19 protein-coding genes are annotated in these 24,434 nt (G+C 72.5%); 12 read left to right on the forward strand and 7 right to left on the reverse strand.

The features are described 5' to 3' along the window. Nucleotides 1-13 precede the first annotated feature (13 nt). Both lysX and JK361_RS04255 read left to right on the forward strand, forming a co-directional pair. On the forward strand, nucleotides 14-3,289 hold the full coding sequence (gene lysX / locus JK361_RS04250) for a bifunctional lysylphosphatidylglycerol synthetase/lysine--tRNA ligase LysX (RefSeq protein ID WP_201814295.1): 3,276 nt from the start codon (nucleotides 14-16) through the stop codon (nucleotides 3,287-3,289). Between the two features lie 92 nt (nucleotides 3,290-3,381). Further along, entirely contained in the window at nucleotides 3,382-4,218 is an 837-nt protein-coding gene (locus tag JK361_RS04255; RefSeq protein ID WP_201814296.1) for a polysaccharide deacetylase family protein, read from the forward strand. Nucleotides 4,219-4,272: 54 nt separating this feature from the next. Here the strand turns inward: JK361_RS04255 and JK361_RS04260 are convergent, their stop codons facing one another. Then, nucleotides 4,273-4,944 (reverse strand): class F sortase, encoded by a 672-nt coding sequence (locus tag JK361_RS04260; RefSeq protein ID WP_201814297.1) that lies wholly within the window; start codon nucleotides 4,942-4,944, stop codon nucleotides 4,273-4,275. A 331-nt stretch (nucleotides 4,945-5,275) separates the two neighbouring features. Between JK361_RS04260 and JK361_RS04265 the strand changes: the two genes are divergently transcribed. After that, nucleotides 5,276-6,148, forward strand: a complete 873-nt coding sequence (locus tag JK361_RS04265; RefSeq protein WP_201814298.1) for a hypothetical protein — start codon at nucleotides 5,276-5,278, stop codon at nucleotides 6,146-6,148. A gap of 156 nt (nucleotides 6,149-6,304) precedes the next feature. Here JK361_RS04265 and JK361_RS04270 read toward each other — a convergent pair whose 3' ends face one another. Continuing rightward, nucleotides 6,305-7,069: a bestrophin-like domain gene (locus tag JK361_RS04270; RefSeq protein WP_201814299.1), complete on the reverse strand. Its 765-nt coding sequence runs from the start codon at nucleotides 7,067-7,069 to the stop codon at nucleotides 6,305-6,307. Nucleotides 7,070-7,100: 31 nt separating this feature from the next. Continuing rightward, nucleotides 7,101-7,229 carry a hypothetical protein gene (locus tag JK361_RS41975; RefSeq protein WP_262418603.1) on the reverse strand — a complete coding sequence of 43 codons (129 nt, stop codon included), beginning with the start codon at nucleotides 7,227-7,229 and terminating at the stop codon, nucleotides 7,101-7,103. Between the two features lie 765 nt (nucleotides 7,230-7,994). Here JK361_RS41975 and JK361_RS04275 point away from each other — a divergent pair. The 3 genes from JK361_RS04275 (at nucleotide 7,995) to JK361_RS04285 (ending at nucleotide 12,187) form a co-directional block, all read left to right on the forward strand. Beyond that, on the forward strand, nucleotides 7,995-8,960 hold the full coding sequence (locus tag JK361_RS04275; RefSeq protein WP_201814300.1) for an SCO0930 family lipoprotein: 966 nt from the start codon (nucleotides 7,995-7,997) through the stop codon (nucleotides 8,958-8,960). Nucleotides 8,961-9,233: 273 nt separating this feature from the next. Continuing rightward, nucleotides 9,234-10,046, forward strand: a complete 813-nt coding sequence (locus tag JK361_RS04280; RefSeq protein WP_201814301.1) for an SAM-dependent methyltransferase — start codon at nucleotides 9,234-9,236, stop codon at nucleotides 10,044-10,046. Then, nucleotides 10,043-12,187 (forward strand): putative bifunctional diguanylate cyclase/phosphodiesterase, encoded by a 2,145-nt coding sequence (locus JK361_RS04285; RefSeq protein ID WP_201814302.1) that lies wholly within the window; start codon nucleotides 10,043-10,045, stop codon nucleotides 12,185-12,187. The genes JK361_RS04280 and JK361_RS04285 overlap by 4 nt, the downstream gene beginning before the upstream one ends. Before the next feature lie 54 nt (nucleotides 12,188-12,241). Here JK361_RS04285 and JK361_RS04290 read toward each other — a convergent pair whose 3' ends face one another. The 3 genes from JK361_RS04290 to JK361_RS04300 form a co-directional block, all read right to left on the reverse strand. After that, complete coding sequence (locus JK361_RS04290) at nucleotides 12,242-15,139, reverse strand: NACHT domain-containing protein (protein WP_201814303.1); 2,898 nt, start codon at nucleotides 15,137-15,139, stop codon at nucleotides 12,242-12,244. Nucleotides 15,140-15,166: 27 nt separating this feature from the next. Next, nucleotides 15,167-15,520 carry a hypothetical protein gene (locus JK361_RS04295; protein ID WP_201814304.1) on the reverse strand — a complete coding sequence of 118 codons (354 nt, stop codon included), beginning with the start codon at nucleotides 15,518-15,520 and terminating at the stop codon, nucleotides 15,167-15,169. A gap of 136 nt (nucleotides 15,521-15,656) precedes the next feature. Next, the gene (locus tag JK361_RS04300) at nucleotides 15,657-16,541 is read right to left on the reverse strand and encodes a LysR family transcriptional regulator (protein WP_201814305.1); all 885 of its coding nucleotides are present in this window, start codon (nucleotides 16,539-16,541) and stop codon (nucleotides 15,657-15,659) included. A 119-nt stretch (nucleotides 16,542-16,660) separates the two neighbouring features. Here JK361_RS04300 and JK361_RS04305 point away from each other — a divergent pair, with 119 nt between their 5' ends. The 6 genes from JK361_RS04305 to JK361_RS04330 all read left to right on the forward strand — a co-directional run bounded on the left by JK361_RS04305 (nucleotide 16,661) and on the right by JK361_RS04330 (nucleotide 22,112). Further along, nucleotides 16,661-17,332, forward strand: a complete 672-nt coding sequence (locus tag JK361_RS04305) for a succinate dehydrogenase (RefSeq protein ID WP_201814967.1) — start codon at nucleotides 16,661-16,663, stop codon at nucleotides 17,330-17,332. 2 nt (nucleotides 17,333-17,334) lie between these two features. Beyond that, nucleotides 17,335-19,281, forward strand: a complete 1,947-nt coding sequence (locus JK361_RS04310) for a fumarate reductase/succinate dehydrogenase flavoprotein subunit (protein WP_201814306.1) — start codon at nucleotides 17,335-17,337, stop codon at nucleotides 19,279-19,281. Further along, nucleotides 19,278-20,027, forward strand: a complete 750-nt coding sequence (locus JK361_RS04315) for a succinate dehydrogenase/fumarate reductase iron-sulfur subunit (protein ID WP_201814307.1) — start codon at nucleotides 19,278-19,280, stop codon at nucleotides 20,025-20,027. Before JK361_RS04310 ends, JK361_RS04315 begins: the two co-directional genes overlap by 4 nt. 182 nt (nucleotides 20,028-20,209) lie before the next feature. Beyond that, a complete protein-coding gene (locus JK361_RS04320) occupies nucleotides 20,210-20,374 on the forward strand; it encodes a hypothetical protein (protein ID WP_201814308.1) in 165 nt (54 codons plus the stop codon). A gap of 140 nt (nucleotides 20,375-20,514) precedes the next feature. Then, nucleotides 20,515-21,285, forward strand: coding sequence for a GNAT family N-acetyltransferase (locus JK361_RS04325; protein WP_201814309.1), 771 nt, complete (start codon nucleotides 20,515-20,517; stop codon nucleotides 21,283-21,285). Further along, nucleotides 21,285-22,112, forward strand: a complete 828-nt coding sequence (locus tag JK361_RS04330) for a lysophospholipid acyltransferase family protein (protein WP_201814310.1) — start codon at nucleotides 21,285-21,287, stop codon at nucleotides 22,110-22,112. The genes JK361_RS04325 and JK361_RS04330 overlap by 1 nt, the downstream gene beginning before the upstream one ends. Here JK361_RS04330 and JK361_RS04335 read toward each other — a convergent pair. Continuing rightward, nucleotides 22,088-24,418: an ATP-binding cassette domain-containing protein gene (locus tag JK361_RS04335; protein WP_201814311.1), complete on the reverse strand. Its 2,331-nt coding sequence runs from the start codon at nucleotides 24,416-24,418 to the stop codon at nucleotides 22,088-22,090. The genes JK361_RS04330 and JK361_RS04335 overlap by 25 nt on opposite strands. Between the last annotated feature and the right edge of the window lie 16 nt (nucleotides 24,419-24,434).

Consider the following 24,434-nt stretch of genomic DNA (forward strand, 5'->3'; position numbering starts at 1 on the left):
TACAGTCGGAACCATGACTGCCACCGCGGAACCGGCCGCCCGAAGAGGCGCCGGCGGCCCGGGACGCACGCGCGGCGGGCGTCTCGGCCGGGTACCGGAGGCCTTCGCCACCCTCTTCGCCGCACTCGGCCTGCTGTGCGCCCTGCTGGCAGTCATCGCCCCGCTGCGCCGCCCGCTCGGCGCCGTCGTCCGCACCCTCGACCTGCTGCTGGTCCCGATCAGCGCCAACCTCGCCTACGCCGTCTTCCTGTTCCTGCTGGCCGGCGCCACCGCCGCCCGCAAGAAGGTCGCCTGGTGGCTGGTCGTCGTCTACCTCGGCCTGCTCGTCCTCACCGACGTTCTCGGCGCGGCCGTCGGCCTCTATGCCGAGTCGCTGCCGTCGCTGGTGCTGTGCGCGCTGCTGCTGCTCCTGCTGGTGGCGGCCCGCGGGGAGTTCTACGCCGCCTCCCGCCGGGGTGCCGTGTGGCGGGCGCTCGCCGTACTGCTCGCCGGGCTCGCCGTGGCGATCGTGCTCGGCTGGGGCCTGCTCCAGCTCTTCCCGGGCACGCTCCCGGCGGGCCAGCACCTGGCCTGGGCGGCCGACCGGGTGTGCGGCGGCCTGGTCTCGGCCGGCTCCTTCGACGGCCGCCCACCGCACCAGGTCACCTTCGTCCTCGGCCTGCTCGGCGCGCTGGCCCTGCTCAACGCCGCCGCCACGCTGTTCCGGTCCCAGCGCCTGGAGGCCGCCCTGCACGGCGACGAGGAGGCCCGCATCCGGGCCCTGCTGGCCGCGTACGGCGAGCGGGACTCCCTCGGCTACTTCGCCACCCGGCGCGACAAGGCCGTCGTCTTCTCGCCCAGCGGCAAGGCGGCCGTCACCTACCGCGTCGAAGCCGGCGTCTGCCTCGCCAGCGGCGACCCCGTCGGCGACCCGGAGGCCTGGCCGCACGCCGTCGGCGCCTGGCTGGACGGAGCCCGCCGGCACGCCTGGGCCCCCGCCGTGATGGGCGCCTCCGAGGCCGGCGCCCGCGCCTACGCCCGCGCCGGCCTCGGCGCCCTCCAGCTCGGCGACGAGGCGATCCTGCACATCCCGGGGTTCGACCTGAGCGGCCGGGACATGCGCGTCACCCGGCAGGCCGTGCACCGGGTCCGCCGCACCGGAGCCGTCTGCCGCATCCGCCGGCACGCGGGCCTCACCGAACGGGAGATGGAGGAGATCGTCTCCAAGGCCGACGCCTGGCGGGACACCGAGACCGAGCGCGGCTTCTCCATGGCCCTGGACCGGCTCGGCGACCCCGCCGACGGCGACTGCCTGCTCGTGGAGGCCCTCGGCGAGGACGGCAGCCTGCTCGCGCTGCTCTCCTTCGTCCCCTGGGGCCGCGACGGCGTGTCCCTGGACCTGATGCGCCGTGACCGCGCCGCCCCCAACGGCGTGATGGAGTTCATGGTCACCGAACTGTGCGCGGCAGCCCCGAAACTCGGCGTGCGCCGGATCTCCCTGAACTTCGCCGTCTTCCGGTCGGTGTTCGAGGAGGGCGCCCGGATCGGCGCCGGACCGGTCCTCAGGCTCTGGCGCCGGCTGCTGCTCTTCCTCTCCCGCTGGTGGCAGCTGGAGGCCCTGTACCGCTCCAACGCCAAGTACCGCCCCGAGTGGTACCCGCGCTTCATCTGTTACGGCGACACCGCGGCCCTCGCCCGCATCGGCCTCGCCTCCGGCATCGCCGAAGGCTTCGTGTCCGTACCGTCCCTGCGCAAACTCTGGGGAAAGGGGCACCCGAAGACAGGACGGCGGCCCGCCGCCACCGCGGGCCCGCCGTCCCGGCCGGCGCTCGGTCTCGACGGAGGGGACGAGGCCGGACCCGCCGCCCCGGACGCGGGCCTGCCCGACCAGGTCCGCGTCCGGTACCGCACCCTGGACCGGCTGCGCGCCGCCGGCACCGACCCCTATCCCGTGGGCGTCCCCGCCCCCACCCACGCCCTCGCCGACGTACCGCCCGGCGAGGACGTCACCGTCGCCGGACGCGTCATGCTGGTCCGCGACTTCGGCGGCATCGTCTTCGCCGTACTGCGCGACTGGTCCGGCGACCACCAGATCGCCCTCACCCGCGACGGCTGCGGACCGGCGCTCGGCCGCTTCACCGCCGACATCGACATCGGCGACCACCTCACCGTCGCCGGCCGCGCCCGGCCGAGCGACCGGGGCGAGCCCACCGTCTTCGTCACCTCCTGGCAGCTCACCGGCAAGTGCCTGCACCCGCTGCCCGACAAGCGGCGCGGCCTCACCGACGCCGAGTCCAAGGTCCGCCGCCGCCACCTGGACCTGATCACCAGCGCCGACGCCCGCGCCGTCCTCCGCGCCCGATCCGCCGCCGTACAGGCCCTGCGCCAAGGCCTGCTGGACCGTGGCTACCTGGAGGTCGAGACGCCGATGCTCCAGCAGATCCACGGCGGCGCCAACGCCCGCCCCTTCACCACCCACATCAACGCCTACGACCTCGACCTGTACCTGCGCATCGCCCCCGAGCTGTATCTGAAGCGGCTGTGCGTCGGCGGCCTGGAGAAGGTCTTCGAACTGGGCCGGACCTTCCGCAACGAGGGCGTCTCCTACAAGCACAACCCCGAGTTCACGATGCTGGAGGCCTACCAGGCCCACGCCGACTACGACGTCATGCTGGACCTCGCCCGCGAGCTGATCCAGGGCGCCGCCACCGCCGCCTTCGGCTCCCCGGTGGCCCGCAAGGACGGGGAGGAGCACGACATCTCCGGGACCTGGCCGGTCAAGACCGTGTACGGTGCGATCTCCGAGGCGCTCGGGGAGGAGATCGGCCCCGGCACCGAACTGCTGCGGCTGCACCGGCTGTGCGACCGCGCCGGAGTGCCGTACACCGCCGACGACGGCCCCGGCGACGTCGTGCTGGAGATGTACGAACGGCTGGTCGAACACCGGACCGGACCGCCCACCTTCTACCGGGACTTCCCGACCGACGTCTCCCCGCTGACCCGGCAGCACCGCGCCGACCCGCGGCTCGCCGAACGCTGGGACCTCGTCGCCTTCGGCACCGAACTCGGCACGGCCTACTCGGAGCTGACGGACCCCGTCGAACAGCGCCGCCGGCTCACCGAACAGTCGCTGCTGGCCGCGGGCGGCGATCCGGAGGCCATGGAACTGGACGAGGACTTCCTCCAGGCCCTCGCCTACGCCATGCCCCCGACCGGCGGCCTCGGGCTCGGCGTCGACCGGCTCGTCATGTTCCTCACCGGCCGGACGATCCGCGAGACGCTCCCCTTCCCGCTCGTGCGCCGCCGCTGAGCGCGCCGGCCACTCGGCTGTCCGGGTGCATTCCCGCCGCCGCACCGGTGGCGTTGCGGTGCGGCGGAGCCCGACGGGGCGACTGATGAGTCATGCAGAAGGATCAGTTGTTCACGCGCCGCCGGATGCTTCTCGCGGGCGCCGCCGCCCTCGGGACGGCGGGCACCGCCGGAATCGTCCTGGCGGCCGGCGGCGAGGAGACCGCCGGGACCGCGGTGGCCCCGGTTCCCGGCCCGCAGGCCCGCCAGGCCCTCAAGCCCTCCGCCTTCCGGCTCCAGCCGTTCACCGGATACGGACCGCCGCGCACCGCGCCCCGCAAGCTCAAGGTGCGCAGGAAACCGATCCTGGAGATCTCCGGGCGCGGCCGGCGCATGATGCTGACCTTCGACGACGGCCCCAACCCCGCCTACACCCCGCACATCCTGGACACCCTCGCCAAGTACGACGTCCGGGCGATGTTCTTCGTGTGCGGGGAGTGCGTCGCCGACAACCGCGAACTGCTGGCCCGGATGGCCGACGAGGGCCATGTCGTCGGCAACCACACCTGGACGCACCCGCTGCTGACGACGCTGCGCCGCAAGGAGATCCGCTCCGAGATGGAGCGCACCAGCGACATCATCGAGGACACCTACGGCGAGCGCCCGCAGTGGTTCCGCGCCCCCTACGGCGCCTGGAACCGGGCCGCCTTCCAACTGGGCGCCGAGATGGGCATGGAGCCGATGGCGTGGACGGTGGACACCACCGACTGGATGGAGCCCGGCACCGGCACCATCATCGACCAGGTGGAGAGCGGAGCCGCCCCCGGCGTCGTGGTGCTCTCCCACGACGCCGGGGGCGACCGTTCGCAGACCGTCCGCGCGCTCCGGGAATGGCTTCCCTACCTGATCGACTCCGGATACCACCTCACCGTGCCGCCCCGGCGCGTGTGACGACCGCCGGCCCCGCGGCCGGCACCGTCCTCCCGCCCGCCGGGCCGCGGCGGTTCAGGTGACCGCGGCCAGGCGGGCGAAGACGACGACATTCCCGTCGTAGCCGTTCTGCTTCGAGAAACCGCCACCGCAGGTGATGACCCGGAGTTCCGGTGTCCCCTTCGAGCCGTACACCCGGTCGCCGGGGAAATTGTTCTTCGCGAAGACCTCGACTCCGTAGATTTCGAACACCGCGGTCCTTCCGTCCTGGCGCAGGACCTCGACCTGGTTCCCCTTCTTCAGCGCCCCGAGGCCGTAGAACACGGCGGGGCCCTGCTTGTTGTCGACATGGCCGACGACGACCGCGGTCCCCTTCTCCCCGGGCGAGACGGCGCCGGTGAACCAGCCGGCCAGGCCGGGGTTGTCCGGGGGCGGCGCGGCGACCCAGCCGTCCGGGTCGAGGCCGACCGGCACGACGGGTGCGTCCACGTGGATCGCGGGGATCCGGACGCGGTTGACCACGGAGAACGGCAGCGATGCGGGCGCCGGGGCGAAGCTGCCCAGGGTGGCGCGACTGTCCGGGGCCGCCGCCGAGGCAGGCTGCGGCGGGCCGACGTCGAACTCCCCGGAACCGTTCCGGATGAGCGCCAGACCGGTCAGCAGAACCAGCGCTATCACGCCCCAGGGCGCGCGCTTCTTCCGCCGCTCCTCCTCTTCCGCAAGCTCGGACAGCTTGGACGCAGACATTCGCCATCCCCTTTCGACGCGGTCGCGCCACGTCCATCGCGCATGGGAAAACGCTAAATCCCGCGCGGGTGAAGGGCGACGGGGTGATCGGCGAACGGGTGGCCGGGCGACCGTTCCGTGAGCCATCCGAGTTGCCGTTCCCAGATATTTTCTGACGGTCCGTGACCTGCGGCAATATCCGATTGTGTGGTTTTCCGTCGGCGTGTCGGCTCACCAGGACGGACCATTCTCGACATGCGGGCGTGTTCCGCGCGTCTGAGGGTCGTTCCGGGAGGTGTTTCCTCGCCGATCCACCGGGGACGGGCCCCGGTGACCTCCCGCGGAGGATCACATGCGCAACCAACGTGCCCTGGCGGCGGCGTGCACCACGGTCGCCGTCCTCGGGCTCGCCGCCCCCGCGGCCGTCGCGGACGGAATGGGCAACGGGGGCGGCCCGAGCGGCACCGACAGCAACGGTGCGGTCGTCGTCCCCGGCACCGGCACCGGCAACATCGGCACCGGCAACATCGGCACTCTGAACGGGACCGGGGTCGGGATCATTCCCGGCACCGGCATCCTCAACGGAGGGGGCCGCATCCCCGGCAACTTCAACGGCAACGGCAACGGCAACTTCAACGGGAACGGCCGTGGCAACGAGGGCTTCGGCAACGGCCGTGGTAACGAAGGCGGTCGTGGCAACGAGGGCTTCGGGAACGGCCGCGGGAACCAGGGCTTCGGCAACGGCCACGGCAACGAGGGCTTCGGCAACGGCCGCGGGGGTGAAGGAGGCCGCGGCGAGGGATTCGGAGGAGAGGGGCACGGCGACGACCTCAACTCGCGCGACATCTTCGTCACCCCCGACGTCCTGCCGGCCGGAGGCCGCCTCACCGTCATCGTGAACGGCTGCCGGTCCGGTACGGCGAGTTCGGACGCCTTCGGCACCATCCCGCTGGAACCGTTCCACGACGACACCGCGAGGGGTGTCGCCATCGTCGACCGCGACGCCCGCCGCGGCCGGTACTCCGTCACCGTCCGCTGCGACGGCCGCACCCTGACCCGCAGGGACGCCTTCACCGTGCTCGGCGGTGTCGCCGGCGGTCTCGGCGGGAGCAGGACCAGCGGCGCGACGCCCACCGACCTGGCCATCGGCAGTGGCCTGGTGGCCACGGCGCTGATCGGCGGCGGTGCCTTCTGGCTGCGCCGCCGGCACGAGAAGCGCGCCTGAGCCGCGGCCGGCCGGCGCGGCCACCGGATCCGTCCCGCCACCGAACACCCGCACGCCGACAGGCCTTCGCCCCGATTCCTCACGGAAGCGGGGGCGAAGGCCTGTCGTGACGGCCGTGCCGGTCGGGTGGAGGGCCGTGCCGCTGTGGCCGCCGGGCTATCCGGTGACGTTCGGGAACATGCTGAGGAACGGCTCCGCCGTGACCGCGATGCCCCGGCTGTACGGCGCGTCGAAGTCCCAGATGAGGAACAGCATGAAGGCGATGGTCGCCGAGAACAGCCCGGCCAGGATCAGCTCCCGCCTGGTGCGCCGGATCTGCAGGGCGAACACCATGCCGATGGTGATCAGCGCGCCGGTGAGCAGCCCCCACCACACGACCGGTGGCATGGTCGCCCCGGTGGAGTCGGCGCGTGAGTTGCGCGCCTGGTCGGCGGTGGCCAGCTGGTCCAGCAGCGGCTGGTAGGCCTGGGCCTCGAAGTCGTTCTTCGGCCGGTAGTCGGTGACGTCCGCCCGGACCGTCTGGAGCAGCTCGGCACCGCGGTCGGTGAGCTGCCCGTCGTCCGCCATCCGCCGCCACTCGGTGTGGACGACGTGACCGACGTAGGCGTCCACGTCCCCGCGGATGCGGTCACGGACGTCCGGCGGATACACCCGCACCCGCTCCGAGATCTCGTGCAGCGCCTGGGCCTCGGTCTGCACGTGGTCCTGCGCCGTGTTGCGGGCCTCCCACACACCCGCGATGGCCAGGCCCAGCACGATGGCGTAGATGACGCCGATCCACATCGTCATGTACTCGATGACATCCGGGGTCTCGCTGGGATCCTCGTCCTCGGCGGCCGTCCGGTGCCGCACCAGCGTGATGACGACCACGACGGCACAGGCCCCCAGCATCGCGAGGACGAGAACAAGCCAATCCGACAACAGGTGCCTCCAGAAATGAGGGGCCGGCGCGTCAGCGCGGGCGCAGCGCCGCGACGGCGACGATCGCGGGGACGGTGATGAGCAGGACGTAGGTGACGGGGGTGGTGCGGCCGCGCGGCGTGTGGCGGACGGTGTGGGGGTGGTACGCCGGGTAGCTCACCGGCGTCACGGTGGGCCGCGGGGTGGGCGTGGGCCTCGGCGTCGGTTTCGGCTTCGGCGTGGGGGCCGGCCGGGGTGCCGGGGGCGGCGGAGGCGCCGGAGCGGGCCGGGCGGGCGGTGTGGGCCTGGGGTCCGGTTTCGGGGTCGGCGTGGGCTTCGGGGCGGGTTTCGGCGGCGGCGCCGGATGTCTCGTGGGCGTCGGAGTCGGCGTCGGCTTGGGCGGAGGCGTCGGCTTCGGCGGCGGGGTGGGCGTGGGCGTCGGCTCGGGCGGACACGGGGGCGGCGTCGGCTTCGGACAGGGCGGGGGAGTGGGCCAGTGGTGGCCGCCGGCGTAGGCCACCGCCACCGTGCCGTCCGGGCCCGTCGAGGCGTACGCGCAGGCGTCGGCCGACGCGCTGCCGACCGGACAGCCCACCAGGGCCCAGGTCAGCGTCAACAGGGCCAACGCCCGTGCCGTAGGCGCGCATCGGGTCACTTCGGGTCCATGCACGTCGCAGATCATGAGGCGCGGAAGACCTCCGTACGCCCTGGTGAGCCGAGATTGCTCCGAAAGAGGGAGATGGGGTGATCGGTGGTTTGGCGAGCGGAAGGACCCGTATCGGCACGATCCGTCCAGATGTCCCTGCCGTCCGTGGCCGGGCGTGTCACAGGCTCCGGAAAGAAATTCCGGCCGCCGTTGAACACGGCGACCCCTTTGATGCGTACCCATGGCCGTGCGGCGACGCAGCAGGCGCTGCAATATCCAGGCGATAATGGGGAGTTGACGATGAAAGCCTCCTGGAGGACCGCCTCGCTGGTGGCCACGGCCGCTTCGGTGCTGGCGCTGACGACGGCGTGCGGTCAGGACAACGCGGCCACTCCCGCGTCGGCGGCCCAGAACGTCGGGGCCACGGCCGCGGCCGGTGACTACGGCAACCCCGGCAGCGGGACCACGACCGGCGCGGGCAACGGATACGGCGCCGACGGCAGCAAGAGTTCCGCCTCCCCGGCCCCGGTCAGCCCCGCGGGCAAGCTCACCGTGGCGAGCAACCCCGACCTGGGCAATGTCCTGACCGACGGCTCCGGCCTCACCCTTTACCGGTTCGACAAGGACACCGCCAATCCGCCCAAGTCGAACTGCGACGGCGACTGCGCCACCACCTGGCCGCCGGTCCCCGCCGACGACGCCTCCGCCGGCACCGGCATCGACAAGGCACTGCTCGGCGAGGTCACCCGTGCCGACGGCTCCAAGCAGCTCACCGTCGGCGGCTGGCCGGCCTACCGCTACGCCAAGGACGTCAACGCCGGCGACGTCAACGGCCAGGGCGTGGGCGGCAAGTGGTTCGCGCTCGCCCCGAACGGCAAGAAGGCCAAGCTGTCCGATCTGCCCGGCCTGTCCGTCCACAAGGACCCCAAGCTCGGCGACATCGTCGTGGACCGCAACGGCATGACGGTCTACCGCTTCATGAAGGACCAGGCCTGGCCGAAGTCCGTCTCCAACTGCACCGGCGCCTGCCTGGAGAAGTGGCCGGCCGTGGGCCCGGTCGGCGCCGACGACACCAAGGGCGTGAAGAAGAAGGGCCTCATGCCCTTCACCCGGCCCGACGGAGTCAAGCAGATGACCGTCAACTGCTGGCCCATCTACACCTTCTCCGGGGACAAGGCCCCGGGCGACACCAACGGTCAGGGCGTGGGCGGCACGTGGTACGCCGTCTCGCCCGACGGTAAGCCGGTCGGCGCGCCGGGCAACTAGATCACCTCCCCAGGGTCGATCGCCCCGCCCGACCCGGCACGCGGCCGAAGATCCGCCCCCTCCGCACCGCACGGAGGGGGCGGATCGCTGTGTGCGGCGGCGGTCCGCAGGCCCGCGCCGTCGTCACGCAGCGGGGTCGTACGGGCACTTGCCGCAGGCAGTGACCGGGAACGGATGGTCAATTTCCGGTTCGGGTCGCTCCTTTGGCAGGCGATCAGTAGCCTCAGCTCGAACACCGGATCGCCTACACTTGTCCACGCCTTGGAGAGATACATGGAGCGTCCCGCCTGGGCCCCACGGAGCATCGACATCTCGGTGCCGAGCGTCTCGCGGATCTACGACTACTACCTGGGCGGTTCGCACAACTTCGAGGTCGACCGGGAGGCGGCCCGCAAGGCCATGGAGTTCCTGCCGGGCCTGCCGAAGATCATGCAGGCCAACCGGGCCTTCATGCGCCGGGCCGTACGGTTCGCGGCCGGGGAGGGCATCACCCAGTTCCTCGACATCGGCTCCGGCATCCCGACGTTCGGCAACGTCCACGAGGTGGCCCAGGCGGCCGTGCCGGGCGCCCGCGTGGTCTACGTCGACCACGACCCGGTGGCCGTCACCCACAGCCAGGCGGTGCTGGCGGGCAACGACGACGCGGACGTGGTCGCCGCCGACCTGCGCAAGCCCCACGAGATCCTCGCCAGCCCCCAACTGGAGCGGCTGATCGACCTGAATCGGCCAGTGGCCCTCCTGCTCGTTGCCATACTGCACTTCGTGGAAGACGCGGACGACCCGTACGGTGCGGTGGCCGAGCTGCGCAAGGCGCTCGCGCCCGGCAGCCTGCTCATCCTCACCCATGCCTCGTACGAGGGAATCCCCCTGCCCGCCGAACGGGCCGAGGGAGCGGTGGACGTTTACAAGGACATTCGCAACCCGCTGATCATGCGCTCGCGCGACGAGATCGCGCGGTTCTTCGAGGGGTACGACATGGTGGAACCCGGACTGGTGCAGATGCCGCACTGGCGCCCGGATTCGGAGCCGGAGGACGAGGATCCGTTTGCCTTCTCCGGATTCGCCGGCGTGGGGCGTACGGCGTGATCGCGGAGCCGGACGGGCCGGAGGGCAGACTGCGCCGGCTGACCACGATCTGGAGCCGGGCGGTCTTCCCGGTGACCTCGACGTCGCTGACCCGCGCCGAGTTCGAAGAGCAACTCCGCCCGCTCGCCCGCCGGTTGAGCGAGCTGCTGCGTGCCCGCAGCTTCGACGCGGAGGCGGCGAAGGCGGTCGGCGCCGCGCTGGTCGGGGCGCACTGCACCGACCCCGAGGCGCTGACCCGCACGCTGGACTGCGTCGACGCCTACCTGGTCCTGTACTGCGGTGCGGACGGCCCCCAGGACGAACTGCGCATGCGCTCCTCGCGGTTGCAGCACGCGATGGCCGCCGGCTACGCCCAGGCGCTGCGCGAACGCACCCTCGCCGAGCAGGAGGCCATCGCCCAGGCCGCGTTGCGGGCGCAGGGGGTGGTCGCCCAGGCGCTGCACGCGAGCGAGGCCCGCTTCCGCGCGGTCTTCGAAGGCGCCGCCATAGGGGTCGGCATCGCCGACCTCGACGGCAACGTGCTCCAGGTCAACGAGGCGCTGCTGCGCATGTTCGGCCTCTCCGAGCCGTCCCTGCGCGGCCGGCGCGTCCAGGACTGGGTGCACCCCGAGGACGCCCCGCAGACCTGGCGGCTCTACGACGAACTCGTGCACGGCGAGCGCGAGCACTATCACGTGGAGAAGGCCTTCAACCGCCCCGACGGCACGGTCCTGTGGACCAATCTGACGGTCTCGCTGCTGCGCGACGCCGACGGCGAACCGCAGTACCAGCTGGCCCTCATGGAGGACACCACCGAGCGCCGGCTGCTCAACCTCCGGCTGCGCTACGAGGCCACCCACGACGCTCTCACCGGCCTGCCCAACCGCACGCTGTTCTTCGAGCGGCTGGAGAAGGCCCTGAACGCGGGCGAGGGCCAGCGCTTCGGCCTGTGCTATCTCGACCTGGACGGCTTCAAGACCATCAACGACAGCCTCGGTCACGCGGCCGGCGACCGGCTGCTGGTGGAGGTCGCCGACCGGCTTCAGTCCTGCGCGACCGCGCCCGGCGAGATGGTGGCCCGGCTCGGCGGGGACGAGTTCGTGGCCCTGACCACCGGCCCCGGCAGCGCACGCGAGGTCGACGAGCTGGCCGAGCGCATCATGGGCGCGCTGGTCACCCCCATCAGCATCGACGGCCGCGACCTCCTGGTCCGCGGCAGCCTCGGCATCGTCGAGGGCCCGTCCGGCGAACGCACCGCCGCCGAGGTCCTGCGCAGCGCCGACATCACCATGTACCGGGCCAAGTCGGCGGGCGGCAACCGCTCCGAACTCGCCGACCCCGAGGCCGACGCCCGCGCCATCACCCGGCACGGGCTGACCACGGCCCTGCCGACCGCCCTGGAGCGCGGCGAGTTCTTCATCGAGTACCAGCCCCTGGTGCACCTCGGCGACGGCAGCGTGCGCGGCGCCGAGGCCCTGGTGCGCTGGCTGCACCCGCAGCACGGGGTCCTCGGCCCCGACCGTTTCATCCCGCTCGCCGAGCACACCGGCCTGATCGTCCCGCTCGGCCGCTGGGTGCTGGAGGAGTCGATCCGCCAGGCCCGTGCCTGGCGGGAACGCCACGGGGACCAGGGCGCCGCCGGCCCCCTGCGCATCAACGTCAACCTCTCGCCGTGCCAGCTCAGTCACCCCGGGCTGGTGCAGGACACGGTCGACATCCTGGAGCGGGCGGGCGTCGCCCCGGACGCCCTGTGTCTGGAGGTCACCGAGTCCGCGCTCATCGGAGCCGACGACGACCTGCTCAAACCCCTGCGCAGGCTGGCGGAGATGGGCGTCGACATCGCTCTCGACGACTTCGGCACCGGCTACTCCAACCTCGCCAACCTGCGCCGCCTGCCGGTGAGCATCCTCAAGCTCGACCGCTCCTTCACCCAGGGCATGCAGCAGTTCCCCGCCGACCCCGTGGACCTGAAGATCGTGGAGGGAATCGTCACCCTGGCCCACAGCCTCGACCTGGCCGTCACGGTCGAGGGCGTGGAGACCGGCGCCCAGGCCGAACAGCTGCGGGTACTGGGCTGCGACACGGCCCAGGGCTGGTACTACGCCCGCCCGGGCCCTCCGGAGCGACTCCACGACCTGGCACTGGTGGACGCCACGGGCTGAGCGGGCGGCCTGTGCGCGGGGGGCCAGGGCGACGGCCACCCGTCGTGCGGTCGGTCACTCCCGCATCCGGCCCAGCCGGGCGAGGGCCGTGTCGAGGACCAGGCGGGCGAGGACGGCCTGCCACTCGCGGAACGCGACGCCGACGGGGGCCCAGTCGGGGCGGGGGCCGGCGGATACGCGCTCGGCGATGCGTGCGACGAGGTATCCGGTCACTGCCACGACCGGAGGCAGGAACATCGCGCCGGCGATGACGACGACGCCACGCCAGTCGCCGACCGCGCCGGGCGGGGGCGCGCCGAACAGACCTTCCACCAGGTGCACCAGAGCGTAGCTGAGACAGGCGATCGCACCGACCAGATATCCGACGCTCAGCGACGCCCCGGTGACGTCGGTGTCCTCGCCCCACCGGCTCGCGATCCACACGGGCGTCAGCAGCAGGGCGAGCGAGATCCCGGCGAGCCCGGCGACCTCCAGCGCGCCGAACGATGCCGTGCCGGGCTCGACCAGCAGCCACAGCGGACTCGTACCGAAGAGCAGCCACACCGCCACCAGCGGAAGGATCACGGTCAGGGTGCGCTCACCGGCATCCTTCGCCCGGGTGCCGGCCAGCAACGTGCGGTAGGCCCGCTCGTGCCCGCTGGCCCGGAGCAGCAGCGTGGGCGTCAGCGACAGCAGGTACTCACGCAACTCCTCTTCCGTGGTTGCCGGACATGCCGCCAGCGCGCGGCGGACCTCACGCCGTACCAGGGTCTCGTTCAGCACACCCCGGAAGACCCGTTCGGGAGTGTCGTGCCCGCCGGCCCATGGGCCGCTGCCGCGGGTCGAGGGGGCGTCGAGCGGCGGTTCGTCGGCCAGGGCGACCGCGACGGCTGCCCGGATCGTCGGGTGCGCGAACCGGTATCCGCCGCCCGTCGGCACGAGGAAGCCGTGCTCGGCCGCCGCGGACAGGAACGCCGAGAGCCGCCACGGAACGTGGTACTCCACCACCAGCACCACTCGGTCGAACACGTGCCGCAGCAGCGCGAACCCGCCCGCCACCGTGAAGACGACGAAGCTGCCGTAGCCGGCGTCCTGGAGCCACATGCCGGCCGCCGGCCGCCCGGCGCCGGCCAGATACGCGCACCACCATGCCGCCGTCGACAGAGCGGGTCCCAGCACGAGGGCCACGGTGCCTGCCCTGACCAGGACGCGGGTCACGCCCCGGCGCGGTGGAGGCACGGCACTGTCCACCCGGAACGCGACCAGTCCCGCGCCCAGCCCCACGAGGAGGACGGCCGCGGTCATGACACCGGCGATCAGCGCGGCCTTGCCGACGGGGACTCTGGTCAGCGACGCGTAACCGAGTGTCACGCAGTACGCGAGGACGGCTACGCTCCAGACCGCTCCGAGCCCGTTCGGCAGCGCGTGGGTCCAGCGCCCGGCCCAGCGGATCGCCGGTGCGTCCAGCACCCCGCCGTACACCTGGCTGTACCAGAACATGAGCAAGGACCAGGAGAAGAGCACCAGGGCGGACGGGGCCAGCGCATACGCATGGGTGCTCAGGACGAGGCCGGCCATGCCCAGGTCCCGGAGCAGATCCTGCTTGATCTGCGGTGCGTGGAAGCGAGCGCCGGACCGGCGGGCCTCGGCGGGGTCGGAGGCGGCCAGCAGCCCTGCGGTGTCGAAGTACTCCTGCCGTCCCGACTCCATGGCCTTGGCGAGCCCTTGCAGGCCGCGACGGAACCGGCGGGTGCTCCGGGCACGCGGATCCGCCGCGGTGGCCGTCGGCTTCGAGCGGGCGCGGACGGCGGGGCTCGGCCGCTCGGCCAGTGTCACCACGTAGTGCCGCAGCACGGCGTACTGCTCCCGCGTCTGCTGGACGGCCTTCGCGGGCGATTTCAGCAGGCGGTCGAGCCAACGTGTGTCGCCGGAGCGGAAGGCGAACTCCGTGACCTCCTCCATCGACGACGTGTCCCATGCCCGGGACGTGTCCACGGCGGCGGCCACCGAGAGCATCAGCGGTGTGACGCACCACTCGCGTACGTCCGGGTTGTCGGCCAGCAGGTCCCGGATCCGATGTCCCTCGTCGGCGTCGAGCATGTCGACCGCGTCGTCCAGCGCGACGCCGGTCAGGGGGTGGATGTGGACCGTGCCGGTGAATGCCGGGGCCAGCCCGAGCGATGCCGCCGTGACCTCCTGGGCCGCCAGCAGGAACGGAAGTCCGCGGTAGGTGTCGAGATACGTCCGAATCGCCGTCGCCCAGCCCTCCAGAGCGGGCTCCACCACGGCGTCCAGTCCCTCCAGGCAGGGCACCACGCAGCCGAGCTTCAGCAGCGATTCCGCCTCGCCCTCGTCGTTGCCGCTGAACCAGTGCAGCACCCGCCGGGTCAGCCAGGCCGCGAGGTCGTCGGGGGCGGGGTGGCCGGGCGGCAGGACGACGGGCACCGGAACCGGCACGGCCGGATCGTCCACGGACATCAGGTCGCGCATGACCCGGAGCATCAGCGTGGACTTCCCCGCCCCCTGCGCGCCGAGGATCAGCATCTGGGAGCGGCACCGCTGGAAGATCGCGAGGGGTTCGGTGCCCTTGGCCACGGCCGCCGGCGGTGCCGCGTCCACGGCGATCGTCATGGGCGGGTCGATCAGTTGCGAGAGGCGCGGCCGGATCGCGTCGAGCTGTGTCAGCCAGCCCGCCTCGACCTCCTGGATCATCAGGCGCCGCCGGGACTCCTCCCAGCGGGCGGGGACGGCCGGCGGCCGGGCGGCCGCCCGGCCGATCGTGACCCGGGTGACCCGCACCCGGTCCGCAGCGCCCGTGACGACGACCGCGCCGTCGTAGGCGGTCCCGTCCCCGCTGTTGCTCACGTGCACCGTGGGCGGCGGGTCGGGTGCCGCCCCCCGCCCGTGGCCGGCCGTCCCGTCCGGGCCCGGGACCCGCCCGTGGCCGCTGTCCTGTTCTTCCCCTGCGGTCATCACTCGCCCCCTGCCCGGTCCGGACGGTCAGCTGTAGTCGATGCCGGTGACGGAGGCGCTGCCCGGGCCGTGGGACGTGGCGTCTCCCGTGTTCTCGGCCGTCGCCGATCCGCCGCCCCGCCCATGCCGACGGCGTATGCCCGTGATGCTCATGCCGGCGTCGCGGGCGCGCGCTCGTCCGGTTCCCACGGCCCGGTCGTGGGCGGCCGTGCCGGACGGCCGGATCCACGTCCAGGCCAGGGCGACGACAGCGAGAGCCACTTGGACGGACGCACCCGCCAACTGCCCCGTACCGGGGCCGTCCAGCAGCCAGAGCAGAGGTGTGGAGGCGACCAGCGCGACGGCCAGCGCACTCATGATGATCTTCCGAGCCAGGGACATCGTGATCCCCCCGTCAGGTCGTGTCTGGCTGGAGAAACGCCGTCCGCGGACCCATGGTTCCCGGGCGCTCGACCCGACCGGAAGAATCCGATTTCTGTCGCGCAAATGACGGAAAGCGAATGAATGCGATCGGGTGTCAGCGCTCCAGCAGCATCCGCTGCAACTCCCTGGCCGCGCGCGGCGGGGCCACGTCGCTGCGGTGTGCCAGGGCGATCGTCCGATGGAGTCCCGGCCTGGCCAGCGGGGTCACGCGCAGCCCCCGCCCCGCCCGGGCGGCCACCATCCGCGGCACCACGGCGACCCCGAGCCCCGCCCGGGCGAACCCCAGCACCGCGTCCATCTCGCCCCCCTCCACCGCGAACTCCGGCTCGAAGCCGGCGGAGCGGCAGGCGGCGACGGTCAGTTCCCGCAGGTCGTACCCGTGCCGGAACATCACCAGCCGTTCCCGCTCCAGGTCGGCGATCTCGACGGCCCGCCCGCCCCGGCCGGGCACCGGCGCCTCCGGAGAGGACACCACCACCAGGCCCTCCCGCAGCAGCTCCACGGTCGTCAGCGCGGGCGCCTGCGTCGGCAGCGGCAGCACGACCAGCGCCAGGTCGAGCGCACCCCGCGCCAGCTCCCGCACCAGGTCGTGCGAGCCGCCCTCCTCGATCAGCAGGCGGATCCCCGGATACCGGTCGTGGAAGGCGCGCAGCACATCCGGCAGCAGGCCGGTGCACAGACTCGGCGTCGCCCCCAGCCGCACCCGCCCCCGCCGCAGCTGGACCAGCTCCTGCACCTCGTGCCGGGCGGTGTCGGCGTCGGCCAGGATGCGCCGGGCCAGCGGCAGCAGCGCCTCGCCGGCGTCGGTGAGCGTGATGTTGCCCCGGGCCCGCAGGAACAGATCCGCGCCCAGCTCCCGCTCCAGTGCCTTGATCTGCTGCGACAGCGACGGCTGGGCGACATGGACCAGCTCGGCGGCCCGGGTGAAGTGCCGGGTCTCGACGACGGCCACGAAGTACTGGAGCTGCTGGAACTGCATCCAGCAAGAATAGCCTCAGCCTATGGAAACGAGCTGGACCATGTCTTGGACTGATCGGGTTCCGTCCGCCTAGCGTGCTGGGCATGGCTCTGGCAACGCGGACGGACCGACGGCCGTCCATGGCACGCACCGTGTGGGACAGCTCCGTCGGCAAGAAGACGGTCATGGCCGTCAGCGGCGTGATCATGCTGCTGTACCTGGTCGCGCACGTGATCGGCAACCTGAAGATCTTCTTCGGTGCGGGGGAGTTCAACCACTACGCGCACTGGCTGCGCACGGTCGGCGAGCCCTTCATGCACTACGAGTGGACCCTCTGGCTCGTCCGGATCGTCCTCGTCGCCGCCGTGGTCGCCCACGCCACGTCCGCATACCAGCTCAGCCGCCGCGACATCAAGGCGCGGCCCAGCAAGTACGTGCACAAGAAGCCGCGGGCGAGCTACGCGACCCGCACCATGCGCTGGGGCGGCATCATCCTCGGCCTGTTCATCGTGTGGCACATCCTCGACCTGACCACCGGCACCGTGCACTCCGGCGGCTTCCAGGAGGGCCACCCGTACCAGAACGTCGTGGACACCTTCTCCACCTGGTACGGCAACGTCGTCTACATCGTCGCGATGCTCGCGCTCGGCCTGCACATCCGGCACGGCTTCTGGAGCGCCGCCCAGACCCTCGGCGTCGGCAGCCGCACCCGCGACCGCGCCCTGAAGACCGTCGCCGACGTCCTCGCGCTGCTGCTCACGGCCGGCTTCATCGCCGTACCCGTGGGCGTCATGACCGGAGTGGTGAGCTGACCATGACCTACACCGACTACGCGACCGGCGCACCGGTCAGCGACTCCAAGGCCCCGTCCGGCCCGGTCGAGGAGCGCTGGGACAAGCGCCGCTTCGAGGCCAAGCTGGTCAACCCGGCCAACCGGCGCAAGCACACGGTGATCGTGGTGGGCACCGGCCTGGCGGGCGGCTCCGCCGGCGCCACCCTCGCCGAACAGGGCTACCACGTCGTCCAGTTCTGCTACCAGGACTCCCCGCGCCGCGCCCACTCCATCGCCGCGCAGGGCGGCATCAACGCGGCGAAGAACTACCGCAACGACGGCGACTCCGTCCACCGGCTGTTCTACGACACCGTCAAGGGCGGCGACTTCCGCGCCCGCGAGTCCAACGTGCACCGGCTCGCGCAGATCTCCGTCGAGATCATCGACCAGTGCGTGGCCCAGGGCGTGCCGTTCGCCCGCGAGTACGGCGGCCTGCTCGACACCCGCTCCTTCGGCGGCGTCCAGGTCTCCCGCACGTTCTACGCCCGCGGCCAGACGGGCCAGCAGCTGCTGCTGGGCGCCTACCAGGCGCTGTCCCGGCAGATCGCCGCCGGGAACGTGGAGATGCATCCGCGTACCGAGATGCTCGACCTGATCGTCGTCGACGGGCGGGCGCGCGGAATCGTCGCACGGGACCTGATCACCGGGCGGATCGACACCCACTTCGCGGACGCCGTCGTCCTCGCCTCCGGCGGCTACGGCAACGTCTTCTACCTGTCGACCAACGCCATGAATTCCAACGCGACCGCCGTCTGGCGGGCGCACCGGCGCGGCGCCTACTTCGCCAACCCCTGCTTCACGCAGATCCACCCGACCTGCATCCCGCGCACCGGCGACCACCAGTCCAAGCTGACGCTGATGAGCGAGTCGCTGCGCAACGACGGCCGGATCTGGGTGCCCAAGGCGCAGGGCGACACCCGCCCGCCGAGCCAGATCCCCGAGGACGAGCGCGACTACTACCTGGAGCGGATCTACCCCTCCTTCGGCAACCTCGTGCCCCGGGACATCGCCTCCCGCGCCGCGAAGAACGTCTGCGACGAGGGCAGGGGGGTGGGCCCCGGCGGACAGGGCGTCTACCTGGACTTCGCCGACGCCATCGAGCGGATGGGACGGGCGGCCGTCGAGGCCAGGTACGGCAACCTCTTCGACATGTACCACCGGATCACCGACGAGGATCCGTACGAGGTGCCGATGCGGATCTACCCGGCCGTGCACTACACGATGGGCGGCCTGTGGGTCGACTACGACCTCCAGACCACCGTCCCCGGCCTGTTCGCGATCGGCGAGGCCAACTTCTCCGACCACGGCGCCAACCGGCTCGGCGCCTCCGCGCTGATGCAGGGCCTGGCCGACGGATACTTCGTGCTGCCGGCGACCATCAACGACTACCTGGCCCGCAACCCGCACCAGGAGGCCGTGACCGCCGAACACCCCGCCGTCCAGGAGGTGCTGGCCGAGACCGAGGACCGCATCAACCTGCTGCTGGCCGTGGACGGCGACCGTACGCCGGACTCCTTCCACCGTGAACTCGGCGAGCTGATGTGGGAGTTCTGCGGCATGGCCCGCACCGACTCCGGGCTGCGCAAGGCCCTGGAGCGCATCCCGCAGATCCGCGACGAGTTCTGGCGGCGGATCAAGGTGCCCGGCACCGGCGAGGAGTTCAACCAGTCGCTGGAGAAGGCCAACCGCATCGTCGACTACCTGGAACTCGCCGAGCTGATGTGCCTCGACGCGCTGCACCGCACCGAGTCCTGCGGCGGCCACTTCCGCGAGGAGTCCCAGACCCCGGACGGCGAAGCGGCCCGCCGCGACGAGGAGTTCGCCTACGCGGCCGCCTGGGAGTTCTCCGGCACCGGCGAGGCCCCCGTCCTGCACAAGGAAGACCTGGTCTTCGAGTACGTCCACCCCACCCAGCGGAGCTACGCATGAAGCTCACCCTGCGCGTCTGGCGGCAGAAGAACGCCGGCGCCGAAGGAGCGATGTCCACCTACGAGGTGGACGACATCTCGCCCGACATGTCCTTCCTGGAGATGCTGGACGTCCTCAACGAACAGCTCATCCTCTCCGGCGAGGAGCCGGTCGCCTTCGACCACGACTGCCGCGAGGGCATCTGCGGCGCCTGCTCGCTGGTCATCAACGGCGACGCGCACGGGCCGGAGCGCACCACCACCTGCCAGCTGCACATGCGGTCCTTCCGGGACGGCGACACGATCGACATCGAGCCGTGGCGGGCGTCCGCGTTCCCGGTGATCAAGGACCTCGTGGTGGACCGGTCGGCGTTCGACCGGATCATCCAGGCCGGCGGCTACGTCACCGCGCCGACCGGGTCCGCGCCGGAGGCCCACGCCACGCCGGTACCGAAGGCCGACGCCGACTTCGCGTTCGAGCACGCGGAGTGCATCGGATGCGGTGCGTGCGTGGCCGCCTGCCCCAACGGGGCGGCGATGCTCTTCACCTCCGCCAAGGTCAACCACCTGAACGTGCTGCCCCAGGGTGCGCCCGAGCGGGAGACGCGGGTGCTGGACATGGTGGCGCAGATGGACGCGGAGGGCTTCGGCGGCTGCACGCTGGCCGGTGAGTGCGCGACCGCCTGCCCGAAGGGGATCCCGCTGGTGTCGATCACCGGAATGAACAAGGAGTGGCTGCGGGCCACCCGCAAGGCGGGGAAGCGCTGATCGCCGCACGCGATCGCGAGAGCGCGGTGGTCGCTCGCGCCGTTCCCGGCACCCCCACGGGGTGCCGCGACTGAGCGTTCGTCCGTGAAGGGGCGGGCGGGCGGGGCCGGGAGTGGTGCTCATCCCCGGCCCCGTCTGGTTTCCCGGCCCCGTCCGGTTTCCCGCCGCTGTGGTATCCGCCCGTGATCTTCGGTCGGGTGGGCCGGGCGGCGGCCGTGGCCTGGCTCACCCTGCCCCGGTGGGAGCGGGCCGGCGTCGCCATGCTCAACCGCGCCGCCGTCCGCACCACCCTCGACCCGGACAGCGGCGTACGGCTGCTCGCCGGGTGCGTGACCGAGGACGGCTGATCCCGCCGTTCAGCATCCCCACATCCGCTCTCCTGGCACAGGTCACGCACCGGCCAACCGGCGTCGGAAGAACTGGAGCGGCGGGCCGTGGCACCGGGCCCGCCGCCCCCGCCGAACCGGCCCGTGACCAGGAGAGAGCCATGACCGGCGTTTCCACCCTCGACCGTCCACCGCAGCCCGCGGCACCCACTCGCTACACCGTCACCCTCGCCCGGGACGAGGCCGACGTGCGGGCCGCGCAGCGGCTGCGGCACGATGTCTTCGCCGGGGAGATGGGCGCCCTGCTGGCCACCGCGGAGCCGGGACACGACGTCGACGCCTTCGACGCGTACTGCGACCACCTCCTCGTGCACGACACGGCGACCGGACAGGTCGTCGGCACCTACCGGCTGCTCCCGCCGGAGCGGGCCGCGGTCGCCGGCCGCCTCTACTCGGAGAGCGAGTTCGACCTCGGCGCGCTCGACGCGATCCGGCCCGGCCTGGTCGAGGTCGGCCGCTCCTGCGTCCACCCCGACCACCGCGACGGCGCCGTCATCGGCCTGATCTGGGCCGGCATCGCCCGCTACATGACCGACCGGGGCCACGAGTGGCTGGCGGGCTGCTGCTCCGTGCCGCTCGCCGACGGCGGCGCCCTCGCCACCGGCACCTGGGAGCGGGTCCGCGCCAGGCACCTGGCTCCGGAGGAGTTCCGGGTCCGGCCGCTGCTGCCGTGGGTCCCGGCCGCCGAGGCCCCGGCCGACCGCACCGAGCTGCCCGCCCTGCTGCGCGGCTATCTCCGGCTCGGTGCCTGGGTCTGCGGCGAACCCGCGCACGACCCCGGCTTCGGGGTCGCCGACCTGTACGTGCTGCTGTCGATGCGCCGGGTCGACCCGCGCTATCTGCGGCACTTCCTCTCCCTCGTCCCGGCCTGATGAGCGTCTGGCTGCCCACGGCGCCCTGCACCCCGGGCGGCTGCGTGGAACCTGCCCGGGCCGCCGCGGCCGTACCCCGTGCCGTGCTGCGGCTGACCGCGGTCACGGTCCTGTTGCTGGCCGGGACCATGCTGTCCCCACTCGGCGGGTCGATCCCCGCCGAGTGGGTCAGGCGGTGGTGCCGGACGATCGTCCGGGCGATGGGGGTCCGGGTCCGCGTCACCGGCGCCGCCGCGCCGGCCGGCGGGCTGCTGCTGGTCGCTAACCACGTCTCCTGGCTCGACATCCCGCTGCTCGCCGCCGTCCGCCCCGCCCGCATGCTCGCCAAGACCGAGGTCCGGCAGTGGCCCGTGGCGGGCGCGCTCGCCGCGCGCGGCGGGGCCCTGTTCATCGAACGGGACCGGCTGCGCGCCCTGCCCGGCACGGTCGCCCGGATCGCCGACGCCCTGCGCGCGGGCGCGGCCGTGACCGCCTTCCCCGAGGGCAGTACCTGGTGCGGGCGTGCGCAGGGCAGGTTCCGCCGGGCCGTCTTCCAGGCCGCGCTGGACGCGGGCGTGCCCGTCCAGCCGGTCGCCCTGCGCTACCGGCAGGAGGGCGGCGGCTCCGGCACCGCGGCGGCCTTCGTCGGTGAGGACACCCTGCTGGCCTCGCTGTGGCGGGTCGCCCGGGCCCGGGGGCTGGTCGTCGAGGTGGAGATCCGGCCGGTGATCCCGCCGGGCACCCACCCCGACCGCCGCGCCCTCGCCCACGCGGCCCAGCCGGCCGCGCCCGAGCCCACGTGGACCCACGCGGCCCTGGTCGGTCAGGGCAGCACCCGGGCCAGATAGGGGGCCGTGGCACTGGCCTGCGCACGGGCGACCCGGTCCGGCGGGCCCGCCGCCACGATCCGGCCGCCGCGGTCGCCGCCGCCCGGGCCCAGGTCGATCACCCAGTCGGCGCCGGCGACCACCGTCATGTCGTGCTCGACCACCACGACCGTGTGCCCGGCGTCGACCAGCCCGTGCAGCCGGTCCATCAGCACCTCCACATCGGCCGGGTGCAGTCCGGTCGTCGGCTCGTCCAGCAGGTAGAGGGTGTGGCCACGGCGCCCGCGCTGGAGTTCGCTCGCCAGCTTGATCCGCTGCGCCTCCCCGCCGGACAGCTCGGTCGCGGGCTGTCCGAGCCGCAGATAGCCGAGGCCCACGTCGAGCAGGGTGCCCAGGCTCCGGGCGGCGGCCGGGGTGTCCGCGAAGAAGTCCCCGGCGGCCTCCACGGTCAGGTCGAGGACCTCGGCGATGCTCCGCCCCCGGTACGTCACCCGGAGCGTCTCGGGGTTGTAGCGGGCGCCCCCGCAGTCCGGGCAGGGCGCGTAGGTGCTGGGCAGGAACAGCAGCTCCACACTGACGAACCCCTCGCCCTGGCAGGTCTCGCAGCGTCCGCCCGCCACGTTGAAGGAGAACCGCCCGACGCCGTACCCGCGCGCCCGCGCCTCTTCCGTGCCGGCGAACACCTTCCGTACGACGTCGAACAGGCCCGTGTAGGTGGCGAGGTTGGACCGCGGGGTGCGCCCGATGGGCCTCTGGTCGACCCGGACCAGCCGTTCCACCCCTTCCAGTTCCTCCGTCAGCTCGCCGATGAGCGTGGACTTCCCGGAGCCGGAGACACCGGTGACGGCGGTGAACGCACCGAGCGGGAACCCGGCCGTCACCGCACGCAGGTTGTGCCGGGTGACCGGGCCCACCGTCAGCCAGCCGCGTGGCTCGCGGACCTCGCGGGCCGGACCGGGCGACTCGTCGAAGAGGTACACGGCCGTCGCCGACTCCTCCACCGACGCCAGCTCGGCCACCGGCCCGCTGTACAGCACCCGCCCGCCGTGCTCCCCGGCCCCGGGGCCCACGTCGACCAGCCAGTCCGCCCCGCGCACCACCTCCAGGTGATGCTCGACGACGAACACCGAGTTGCCCGCGGCCTTCAGCCGGTCCAGCACGGTCAGCAGCGCCTCGGTGTCCGCGGGGTGCAGGCCGGCCGACGGCTCGTCCAGCACGTACACCACGCCGAACAACCCCGAGCGCAACTGGGTGGCGAGCCGCAGCCGTTGCAGCTCGCCCGCCGACAGGGTGGGGGTGGCCCGGTCCAGGCTGAGGTAGCCGAGGCCCAGCTCGACCACCGGTGCGATCCGGGACTTCAGGTCGGCCGTGAGCACCCGGGCGGTCTCGGTGCCGCCGTCGAGCAGCCCCACGAGATCGGTCAGCGGCAGCGCGGCCAGCTCGGCGATGGTCCGGTCGCCGAAGGTCACCGCGAGCGCCTCGGGACGCAGCCGGCCGCCGCCGCACACCGGGCACGGAGCGGCGGCCAGGAACCGCTCCGCCTTCGCCCGCAGGGTGGCCGACTTGGTGTCGGAGAACGTCTTCAGCACATACCGGCGGGCGCTCATGTACGTGCCCTGGTAGGGCCGTTGGATGCGGTCCGCGTCCCGTACCGGGTGCACGGTGACGACCGGCTGCTCGTCGGTGAACAGGATCCACTCGCGCTGCCCGGCGGGCAGTTCGCGCCAGGGCCGGTCCACGTCGTACCCGAGCGTGTCCAGGATGTCCCGCAGGTTCTTGCCCTGCCAGGCCCCCGGCCAGGCCGCGACGGCGCCCTCGCGGACGCTCAGCGACGGGTCTGGAACCAGCAGTTCCTCGGTGGTCTCGTGCACCTGCCCGAGACCGTGGCAGCCGGGACAGGCGCCGGCCGCCGTGTTCGGCGAAAACGCGTCCGAATCGAGCCGCTGCGCGCCGGGCGGGTAGGTGCCGGCACGCGAGAAGAGCATGCGCAGCGAGTTGGAGAGGTTGGTGACCGTGCCCACCGAGGAGCGAGCGGTGGGGGCCGCGCGGCGCTGCTGGAGCGAGACCGCGGGCGGCAGCCCGGTGATCTCACCGACCTTGGGTGCCCCGACCTGGTGGATCAGCCTGCGCGCGTACGGGGCGACCGACTCGAAGTACCGCCGCTGCGCCTCGGCGTAGACGGTGCCGAACGCCAGGGACGACTTGCCCGAGCCGGAGACGCCGGTGAACACGGCCAGCACGTCCCGCGGGATGTCCACGTCGACGCCCTTGAGGTTGTGCTCGCGGGCGCCACGGACGCGGACGTACGGGTCATGGGGGTGGTGCATCCGTGGAACTCTAGCC

The organism is Streptomyces musisoli, assembly GCF_016741855.1.
Lineage (GTDB): Bacteria > Actinomycetota > Actinomycetes > Streptomycetales > Streptomycetaceae > Streptomyces > Streptomyces musisoli.

Bases quoted from the DNA above. Each gene is read 5' to 3' on its own strand.
- lysX (WP_201814295.1), top strand. From the start codon at position 14: ATGACTGCCACCGCGGAACCGGCCGCCCGAAGAGGCGCCGGCGGCCCG.
- JK361_RS04255 (WP_201814296.1), top strand. From the start codon at position 3,382: ATGCAGAAGGATCAGTTGTTCACGCGCCGCCGGATGCTTCTCGCGGGC.
- JK361_RS04260 (WP_201814297.1), bottom strand. From the start codon at position 4,944: ATGTCTGCGTCCAAGCTGTCCGAGCTTGCGGAAGAGGAGGAGCGGCGG.
- JK361_RS04265 (WP_201814298.1), top strand. From the start codon at position 5,276: ATGCGCAACCAACGTGCCCTGGCGGCGGCGTGCACCACGGTCGCCGTC.
- JK361_RS04275 (WP_201814300.1), top strand. From the start codon at position 7,995: ATGAAAGCCTCCTGGAGGACCGCCTCGCTGGTGGCCACGGCCGCTTCG.
- JK361_RS04280 (WP_201814301.1), top strand. From the start codon at position 9,234: ATGGAGCGTCCCGCCTGGGCCCCACGGAGCATCGACATCTCGGTGCCG.
- JK361_RS04290 (WP_201814303.1), bottom strand. From the start codon at position 15,139: ATGACCGCAGGGGAAGAACAGGACAGCGGCCACGGGCGGGTCCCGGGC.
- JK361_RS04295 (WP_201814304.1), bottom strand. From the start codon at position 15,520: ATGTCCCTGGCTCGGAAGATCATCATGAGTGCGCTGGCCGTCGCGCTG.
- JK361_RS04300 (WP_201814305.1), bottom strand. From the start codon at position 16,541: ATGCAGTTCCAGCAGCTCCAGTACTTCGTGGCCGTCGTCGAGACCCGG.
- JK361_RS04305 (WP_201814967.1), top strand. From the start codon at position 16,661: ATGGCACGCACCGTGTGGGACAGCTCCGTCGGCAAGAAGACGGTCATG.
- JK361_RS04310 (WP_201814306.1), top strand. From the start codon at position 17,335: ATGACCTACACCGACTACGCGACCGGCGCACCGGTCAGCGACTCCAAG.
- JK361_RS04315 (WP_201814307.1), top strand. From the start codon at position 19,278: ATGAAGCTCACCCTGCGCGTCTGGCGGCAGAAGAACGCCGGCGCCGAA.
- JK361_RS04325 (WP_201814309.1), top strand. From the start codon at position 20,515: ATGACCGGCGTTTCCACCCTCGACCGTCCACCGCAGCCCGCGGCACCC.
- JK361_RS04330 (WP_201814310.1), top strand. From the start codon at position 21,285: ATGAGCGTCTGGCTGCCCACGGCGCCCTGCACCCCGGGCGGCTGCGTG.
- JK361_RS04335 (WP_201814311.1), bottom strand. From the start codon at position 24,418: ATGCACCACCCCCATGACCCGTACGTCCGCGTCCGTGGCGCCCGCGAG.